Origin of the sequence: Komagataeibacter melaceti (genome assembly GCF_003403295.1) — a bacterium.
In the GTDB taxonomy this organism is placed as follows: Bacteria; Pseudomonadota; Alphaproteobacteria; order Acetobacterales; family Acetobacteraceae; genus Komagataeibacter; species Komagataeibacter melaceti.
Genome location: NZ_QUWV01000115.1, coordinates 1 through 8,537 on the forward strand (window position 1 = coordinate 1; position 8,537 = coordinate 8,537).

At 64.0% G+C, this 8,537-nt stretch carries 8 protein-coding genes; 2 read left to right on the forward strand and 6 right to left on the reverse strand.

Features of this window, described 5'->3' with window-relative positions:
• Nucleotides 1-333: 333 nt before the first annotated feature.
• The gene (locus DY926_RS12360; protein WP_148707781.1) at nt 334-1,206 is read left to right on the forward strand and encodes a hypothetical protein; all 873 of its coding nucleotides are present in this window, start codon (nt 334-336) and stop codon (nt 1,204-1,206) included.
• A gap of 170 nt (nt 1,207-1,376) precedes the next feature.
• Here the strand turns inward: DY926_RS12360 and DY926_RS12365 are convergent, their stop codons facing one another.
• The 4 genes from DY926_RS12365 to DY926_RS12380 all read right to left on the reverse strand — a co-directional run bounded on the left by DY926_RS12365 (nt 1,377) and on the right by DY926_RS12380 (nt 5,523).
• The gene (locus tag DY926_RS12365) at nt 1,377-1,877 is read right to left on the reverse strand and encodes a phage scaffolding protein (RefSeq protein WP_116703647.1); all 501 of its coding nucleotides are present in this window, start codon (nt 1,875-1,877) and stop codon (nt 1,377-1,379) included.
• Nucleotides 1,878-1,903: 26 nt separating this feature from the next.
• Complete coding sequence (locus DY926_RS12370; RefSeq protein WP_116703648.1) at nt 1,904-3,316, reverse strand: phage portal protein; 1,413 nt, start codon at nt 3,314-3,316, stop codon at nt 1,904-1,906.
• A gap of 478 nt (nt 3,317-3,794) precedes the next feature.
• Nucleotides 3,795-5,135: a phage terminase large subunit gene (locus DY926_RS12375; protein ID WP_186336164.1), complete on the reverse strand. Its 1,341-nt coding sequence runs from the start codon at nt 5,133-5,135 to the stop codon at nt 3,795-3,797.
• Nucleotides 5,119-5,523, reverse strand: coding sequence for a terminase small subunit-like protein (locus DY926_RS12380; protein WP_116703649.1), 405 nt, complete (start codon nt 5,521-5,523; stop codon nt 5,119-5,121). Before DY926_RS12380 ends, DY926_RS12375 begins: the two co-directional genes overlap by 17 nt.
• Nucleotides 5,524-5,726: 203 nt before the next feature.
• Between DY926_RS12380 and DY926_RS12385 the strand changes: the two genes are divergently transcribed.
• On the forward strand, nt 5,727-6,695 hold the full coding sequence (locus tag DY926_RS12385) for a hypothetical protein (protein WP_116703650.1): 969 nt from the start codon (nt 5,727-5,729) through the stop codon (nt 6,693-6,695).
• Nucleotides 6,696-6,740: 45 nt separating this feature from the next.
• On the opposite strand, the gene DY926_RS12390 is transcribed toward DY926_RS12385, so the two are convergent.
• A complete protein-coding gene (locus DY926_RS12390) occupies nt 6,741-7,763 on the reverse strand; it encodes a hypothetical protein (RefSeq protein WP_116703652.1) in 1,023 nt (340 codons plus the stop codon).
• 93 nt (nt 7,764-7,856) lie between these two features.
• The coding region (locus DY926_RS12395) for a DMT family transporter (RefSeq protein ID WP_148707782.1) at nt 7,857-8,537 on the reverse strand (681 nt) is incomplete at its 5' end.

The following is an 8,537-nucleotide window of genomic DNA, read 5'->3' on the forward strand; positions in this document are numbered from 1 at the left end:
CGCCAGCAGCACGCCCCCCATCACGGCCCACACCATCTTCCGCCACCCCCGCATTACATGCCCGCCCCTGTCATGATCCTGATGCACCTGCATATAGTGGAATGAGGGGGCTGTCCGGCGCAACCATGCGGACCCCGGTTGTGCAGTATGTAACCACCAGTAAAGCCGGACAGAATTAATGGACGGATATTTTGTGCGTATCTTTTAACTGATCCGTGCATGTCATGTGTCTCCGTTCCATCAGATGGCCGGAAGCATGGGCCTTGTGCAATTTACAGGGAAAATTGTTTGGTGCTAGTTTTTGCCGATATGATTTGATGAAAGTAATTAGCCGTGCCTGAAGAACAGAAAGCCATTGCGCCCCCCGAAAAACCCAAGACCTGCTTCGTCGTGATGCCAATTGCCGACATGCAGGGTTATGAGCCGGGGCATTTTGGGCGTGTATATGCCAACATTATTAAACCGGCATGTGAGCAGGCAGGCTTTAAGCCAATTCGCGCAGATGAAGTCCAGAATGCCGGTATGATCCATATTGATATTCTGAACAATCTACTGGATGCCGATATGGTTGTGTGTGACCTGAGCGGTAAAAATCCCAATGTCATGTTTGAATTGGGTGTAAGGCAGGCGTTTGATAAGCCGGTTGTGCTGATTCAGGAACAGGGTACCGGGCGCATATTTGATATATCACCGATGCGCTGCATAGATTACGATAAAAACATGCGATATGATTCAGTATTGCCTGTGCAAAAGAAAATCGTGTCTTGCATGAGAGAGACTTATGAAAATAAAGATTCCGGAGATAATATAAATTCCATCGTCCGTCTCTTATCAATATCAAGAGCCGCAGAGCTTCCGAAAACATCAGGAAGTTCCGAGGAAAATATGTTTCAGTTTTTGAAGGCTGAAATTGAATCAATTAAAAATATGATGGCAGGATATAATAGAAATAAAGAATTTAAGCATATAACAAAATATGACGAAGATTGTTCTGAATATATATTAAATAAATTAAGAATAATTTACGAAGAGATTTTTACAACTATTGCAGATGGTTATCTTGATAATAAGTATAAGGAACAAACCGTAAAGGAAATGTTCGAAAAGTATATAATTTTGATTCGTGATATGAAATTTATGAATACAGAAATTCGTATGGAAATGAATAATATAGAGGACGCTTATAAATATTTTATTTCCAAATGAATTATATTTAATAATATTACTGACATGTATCTATATAATGAAACCTGCATCCAACGGTCATTATAACAAACGGATGGGTGGCGCGGGTATTGCCCAACAATACCCGCCTCCTACTGGACAGGCCACAATCTCCACCCCCCATATTGCAACGGACAGAAAACTCCCCTGCCCTAATTCGCCACCGGCCAGCGCAGGCCCGCCGCGCTGGCTGCCGCCTTGACATCACGCGCGCCCGCCGTGCGGGCGTCGAACGGGGTGGGATCGCCCGCGCGTGGGGCGGGGCCTGCGGCGGTGGTGCCGCTGGCGGCACCTGATGCCGGCTGCGGCGGGGTGAACAGGTAAGCACGGCTTTCACGCGCGGCCTCCAGCACGTGGTCCAGCCCCTGGGGGGTGCCGTCCTCGGCCAGGGTGACGGCGGACAGGTCCACCAGCCGCACCACATCGGCCGGTTCCACCGCGCCCATGCGCGCGGCCATGGCGCGGGCCTCGGCACGGATCACGGCGCGGCTGGCGCGGGTGCGCGCGGTGGCGGCGTGTTCGTTGGCGCGGGCAAGATCACCCTCCAGCGCGGCGCGGGCCTGTACGGCGGCGTCACGTTCGGCGCGCAGGGCGTCCATCTCGCGGCGCAGGGTGTCCATGTCTGGGGAATGGGGAACGCTTGATCGGGTCATGGATGGCTCCGTAACGGATAAAGGGGTCAGGCCGGGTTTTCGGTGCCGATGCGCGCCCATTCCGCATGGGGCGACGGCGCGCCCGCGCGGGCGGCAAAGATGGCGCACGCCGTCTGGCGCGAGACGAAGCCGCCCCGCACCGCGGTATCCAGCCCCTGCGCAAGCTGCGCCAGTTCGGCCTCCGTGCCCGGAAAATAGGGCGGCCACTGCAATGCCAGCCCGGCGGGATCAAGCCCCGCATGGTCCACCCCGCCAATGCGCAGCCCGCCATGCAGCACATGGGAAAACCGGCACACCATGCGGTACAGCGCCAGCAGCCCGTATTCACCGTAGGAAAGGCGCATCCGGTCCGCCAGCCACAGCAGCGGCTGGTACAGCATCTCCATCGCCCGGCCCGATGTGGGGGCGGCAAGGCTGTCGGCCTGGGCGCGGTTGCCGTGTATCTGCTCCATCACGCTGGCGCGCAGCTCACGGTAATGGGCGCGCATGGCGTCCGCCGCATCGCCATTTATTTCCAGCAGTTTGGCATCACCATCCAGCGGCAGGGTCAGCGCGCTGGCCGCCCCGCCGGTGGCGGCGGGCGTGCCATCGGCATACGGGTCCGGCCCCGCGCGGATGACAAGGCGCGGGTCGGCGCTGTATTTCAGCCCCCGCCCGGACTGGGAGAGCAGGTAGTCACACTCGATCACCGTATCAATGGCCGGGGCGAAGGTGCATGGCCCGTCCACCACGCCGGGGGCGGCCAGGTTGGCCATCCACACCCACGGCACGAACCCCAGGCCGTGATGCGTGCCGCGCGCGGCGTCCACCCGCGCGGGTGGTCCCGCATCCACACGGCAGGGCACGTAAACGTGGCAGTCCGCCCGGTCCCATACGCGCTGCCACCAGAACACGGCGGCCGCTTCCTCCGCGCCGATGGGCCAGCCCTGCGCCGCCAGCACGTGGCCGGGCACCTTGTAGCGTTCGGTCACGCTGGACAGTTCGCCGCACGCATCCCATTGCGGGGTCAGGTAGATGGTGTCATGCACCTGCATGCGCAGGCGGCGGTCCACTGCCTCGACCAGCACGGCGACCGAGCCGATGCTGCCGCGCGTGGCGGCATCCGTCATCAGCGCGGGCAGCGCCGTTTCGGTGGCCACCTGCGCCAGTATGCCCGGCACGGCGGGGTCGTGCGCGCCCGTGGCGGGCCAGTGCGACGCCCCGAACACCAGCGAGACCGCATCATCCACCACCGCGCGGCACATATTGGTGCGCACCGACGGCCTGCGGCACGCCAGCGGGATGTATTCGCCCGCGCCGTTATATTCGGTGCCGAAGGGGTTGGGGATGGCGTCGTACTGCGTGCCCTCGCGCACCCGCGCCAGCGCGGCCAGCGCCTGCGCGCGGGCGGGCAGGTCCGGGTCACGGGGATAGGTTTTCCTGAGTTCCTGCCAGTCCATGCGGTCTCTCCGGTATGCGTGCGGTCCAGTGCGGCGGGGCGTGCGTGAAGGGTTACGGGGCCTGCCCGGCAAAACGCCCGGCAACACCGCCCTCACCTGAAAAAAAGCCGGAATCCTGCAAAATCTGCCCGATCGTCCCAGCGGATCATTTCACCATGCGTGGTGGTGTGGCGGGGGGCTGCGGGGCCTGCCCGCCCGGCGCATATGGCAGGGCCATGGGCAAGGGTGGTGAAACATGGTCGGAAGCCGCCCGGAAACACGGCTTTCATCTAAAAAAGCTGGAATCCTGCAAATCCCGCCCGATCATCCCAACGGGTCATTCCGCCATGCGTGGTGGTGTGGCGGGGGGCTTATGGGTGCCGACAGGCTGCCGGAAACTGCCCGGTAACTTCACCCTCGCCCGACAGATGCCAAAACCCCGCCCCATGCACGGGCGGCGAAGGGCAGCATGTACGCACCCCTTCGCCCCGCCGGGATGCTAACGCCCGATGTTGAAGCGTGTGGGGGCCCACCGCGCCGGGGCGGGCGGCGGGGCGGAGAGCATGAGGTCACTTAGCGCCCAGACCAGTGCATCCGCCCGGTCGGGGGAATGGGGGCCGTGGTACCCGGCGGCGGAAAACTGGCATAGCTGTTCCTCCATCTCGCCAAAGGTGCCGTGGTGCGTCACCCGCCCCTGTTCATACAGCGCCGCCACCGGTTCGGCCCGCGCGGCCTTGCCCCGGCTGGCCGTGACCATGCGCAGGGGGGCCGCCGGGTTCACGCCGCGCAGCGTGGCCTCGACCAGCGCGCCGCCAAAATTATGCTCGGCCACGATGCGCTCGGCCCCCCATTCGGCATGTGCGCGCAATGCCGTGCGCGCCCAGCCCGCGGGCGTGTCGCGCCGTGACAGGTCGGCCAGCACATGGCCCTGCCCCGCCGCGTCCACGCCGCATACGACAATGCCGATCTCGTCCGAGCGCGTATCCTCCGGCCCCGCGCAGCCCGATGGGTCAACCGCCACCACAATGCGCCGCATCCGCCCCGCCACGGCCGCGCGCGTGGCGGGGGTGACGGGGGCGGCACGGTGAAAATCCTCCATCCGCCACAGCGCGCCATCCACCGCCTGCTGGTATTCACCCAATAAAAAGCGCCTGCGTTCACGCTCCGGCAGGGCGGCAAGCCCGGCCAGGTAACCGGCCGACAGGTTGGCGCGGTTGCCATCGGGGTTCAGCCGCATGGTGGCATAGGCCGCGCGGTGCAGCGGCGCGCCGGATGCCGGCTCCACCCCGTCTTCAAACACGCGGTAGAGCCAGTGCGCGGTGGTGGGGGGGTTGGCGTCGATATACTCCTTCAGCGCCAGGGGCGATTTCTGCGCAAGGCGGGTGAGCAGCATGTTGCGCGCGCCATAGGTGATCTGGCTGGCCTCGTTCAAATAAACGGTGGCGAATTCCAGCCCCAGTATCTTTTCGGTCCGTTCCTCATCATCCAGCCCGCCGAACATGATGGTCGAGCCATTGGGCAGCTCCACCGTCCAGTCCGTGCGCGAAAGCACCCACGGCACGGTGGGAAAGCACCGGCGCATGACGGTGGGGAACGTATCGGCCACCACGGTCGCGCGCAGCGCGTTCAGCCGGTGACGGAATATGCCGTGCCGCGTGCCCGCCGCCCTGAGCGCGCGTATGACCAGCGCGCGCACCAGCACGAATGTCTTGCCCGACCGCGCGCCGCCACGCAGCAGGATATGCGTGGCCGCCCCGCCCAGCAGCCGGTTGGCGGCGCGCTGGTCATCCGTCAGGCGGAAGGGGGTGGCGGGGGGCTGCGCGTCACAGGGCCGCGTCATCGGTGGTGATGGTAATGGCAATGCCCCCTGCCCCGCTCTCGGCGCGGGTGGCTGTTGCGGGCGGGCGCAGGCGGGTGGCGACCCACATCCGCGCCTCCATGCGCAGTTTCATGGCGGGCACGTCGTCACGGCCGGTGGCGCGGTCGGCTATGGCGATGATCTCCTCGGCCAGGGTGTCGGCCGCGGCCTCACGCGCGGTGGCGTACAGCGCGCGAAAGGCGGGGTTGTCGCGCAGCCAGCGGAATACGGTGGCGCGGTGCGGCATACCGGCATCGGCACAGATCGCGCGCAGGCTCTGCCCATCGGCCAGGCGGGTGCAGATGTCATCGGCCACGCGGCGGCTATAGGCCCCGCGCCGCGCCTGCGGGGCGGCGGCGTTGTGCGGCATGGCGGTCCTCCCTGCGGGTCCGGGCGCGGTTATGTCATGATGGAATGTTTATGCGTAAAAACCGTGCAGGCGGCAAATGCATATCTGCCTTTTCCCGGTAATGAATAAAAAATCCTGCAATTAACCTTCTCCTTACCGTTTGAATGTTCTGTGGCTGCACCAGCAGATCTGTCTTTCTACCAGCGTGGAAACCGGGGTGAATTGTGACTACCGTAACGACAACCAGTCTTTCATGGTCGGCCTCATGGTTTCAGGGGGCGGTTCCATCCGCTGATGAGAATGGGCAGGACCCCCTCCAGCACGGCAGCGCGGTTGCCAGTGACGCATCCGAAAGCTCCGGCACGGACACGGGTTCAGCGGGCACGGATGCGCTCTCCCTGTCCAGCGCGGCGGCAACCTACCTGAGTACGCAGGGCACGCAGATAGGCGGCTCCACCAGCACGATACAGAAGGTGTACGACACCCTCGCGCAGATCATCACCAGTTCCTCCACGTCCGATGCGCAGAAATGGTCGGCCTATGTGACCAGTGACGAAATGCGCTCGGAAATCGAGGCGCATGGCGGCGACGCGGCCAACGGCATTGAAACGGCCTTTGACCAGGAAACCGAGAACACGCCGTTCATGCAGACCATCAACGCCGGGCTGCAGGACATAAGCAGCCGACACCTGACCTATGACGACAACCAGGCGGTTTCGATCCCGATGGAAAGGTCCCTTCTCTACCTGCAGCAGACCGAGGAGCGCGCGCAGGAGGAGGAAGCATGGGGTTCGTCCTCCCTGTCCATCAACATACAGGAAACCACGACCCAGACGGCTTCGGAGTCACAGACCAGCTTCACGCTCTCATCCGGCTTTTCGGGGCAGGAAAATATCCTGCCGACCGATGCCCTGCAGGCGTTGGACAACACATCCACCCCCAGCGTGGACACCACCCAGCCCTACAGCTTCACCCCCGAAGGCAACACCACAGCTATTACCGGCCATTTCAACAGCATGGACGGGATAAACGCGCAGCTCGACAGGGAAATTGTCGATGAACTGTTTGCCTCGCCCTCCAGCTCCGGTGCCACCGCCAGCGGCACGAAGCCCACGGATCAGGACAGCGTGAGTGCCCCCGTTTCCGGCGGGCAGGATGCGGATGGCACCAAAACCACAACACAGGCGGCATGACGCCGCCCCCCTGAAAAAAGGCGACGCCCGGAAACTCTGATGACTTCAGGCCAGCGGCGTGAACGCCGCGCGCTGCCAGTAGCTGAAGCCGGTCAGCGCATGGACCAGGGCCACCGGAATATCGAAGTAAAAATCGACCGCGCCGGGCGGGTAGCCACTTTCCACTTCCTCACGCTCCATATCCGCCACAAGGCCGGGCAGGCACGCGGGCGGCTGGCCCGTGGTTACAAGGTCATGCGCGCTGGCGCTCCCGTCATGCGCGACGGACCAGACCTCCACCCCGCCATGGTAGCCGGTGGCGCGGGTGCGGCAGGCATGTTCATCAATGGTGATGAAAATAACCTCCACCCCCGCCCCCTGCGTGGCGAGTTTCAGGCGCAGGCCGGGGGCGTCCGCCATGTCGTTGCACCACAGCACGCACCACCCATCCGGCAGCGCGGCCATGCACAGCCGCGCGGCGGGGGTGTCGGTCCCGGCCCCGTCCGTGGTCAGGCCAAGGTGGCGCAGGAGTGCATCAGGTGCGACGCCACGGACCATGAACAGCCCCACGGCATGCCCCGCCGGGCGTGGCGGGCCGTCAGCGCGCACATGGGGGCGCAGCCTTATGGGCGGGAAAATGTCCTGTCCCCCTTCCTCCCACGCGGGCGGGCCGAACGTGACCCGGCCATGCACCAGCGTGTAGGGATAGGCAACCTGCGCCCCCGTGCCGTCACGATAGGCACAGCTTACAACCGCCGCCTGCGTCGGCCCCGCCGCACCGGGCAGGATGACCGTGCAGTTGGCAATCACCGCCGCCGCGCGCCGGGGCCGGGCGCGCACATCGGCCCGCAATGCCGCATGCACCTGCGCCATCAGGGCGGCGGGATCGGCCGATGTCACGGGCGGGGTGACGGGAATGATCCCGCCGCGCAGGTCCATGGCCGCGCCCTGCGGGGCGAACACCCCCTGCGTGGCCAGCAGCCTTTCGGCCTGTGGCAGCAGGGCATGCGCCAGTTTGGTGAAATCATGCGCCGGTGTTGCCAGCCAGCAGGGCGGCTCCGCCCCGTTACCATCCTGATACGCCACCATGGCCCCCATCCCCCAGCAGGTTACAGATAAAAGTTTTCGGGTGCCGCCTTTTTACAAAAAAGGCAGCGTTATCTACCGCAGCCTACCCCGGCCTTACGCCACATGCACATGGTCGTGCCCACCATGGTCATGCCCGTGCCCGTCATCATGCGTGTGGCGGTGGTGCAGGTCGGGGTAATGGGGGTGGGCATGCACCAGCCGGGTGTGGCGGTGGCGGTGGGTGTGTGGCTCGCCCGGCGGGTCGTCGGGGCCATGGGCGTGCTGGTGGTGGGCGTCATGCACATGGCGGTGGGTGTGCTCCATTTCCTCATGCTCATGGGTGTGGGCGTGGCGTTCGCTCAGGTGCAGCCACAGCCCCACGCCCATCAGCACGCCCGCCACCAGCAGGCGGCCCACGTCATGCGCATGGAACAGCACAACCGACACCACCGCGCCCACAAACGGCGCCAGCGCAAAATACGCCCCCGTGCGCGCAGCCCCCAGATGCCGCAGCCCCAGCATGAACAGCACCAGGCTGACCCCATAGCCCAGAAACCCCACCGCGCCCGCGGCGGCGACAATGCCCGCGCCGGGCCAGCCCGCGTGCTGGAACCACAGGGCGGCCAGCAGGTTCACCGTTCCCGCCACAATGCCCTTTATCATGGCGATACGCACCGGGTCGGCTGCCGAGAGCCGCCCACTAAGGTTATTGTCAATGCCCCAGCACAGACACGCGGCGGCGATGTACAGCGCGCCGGGGGCAAACACCGCCCGCCCCTGCCATGACAGCACGCC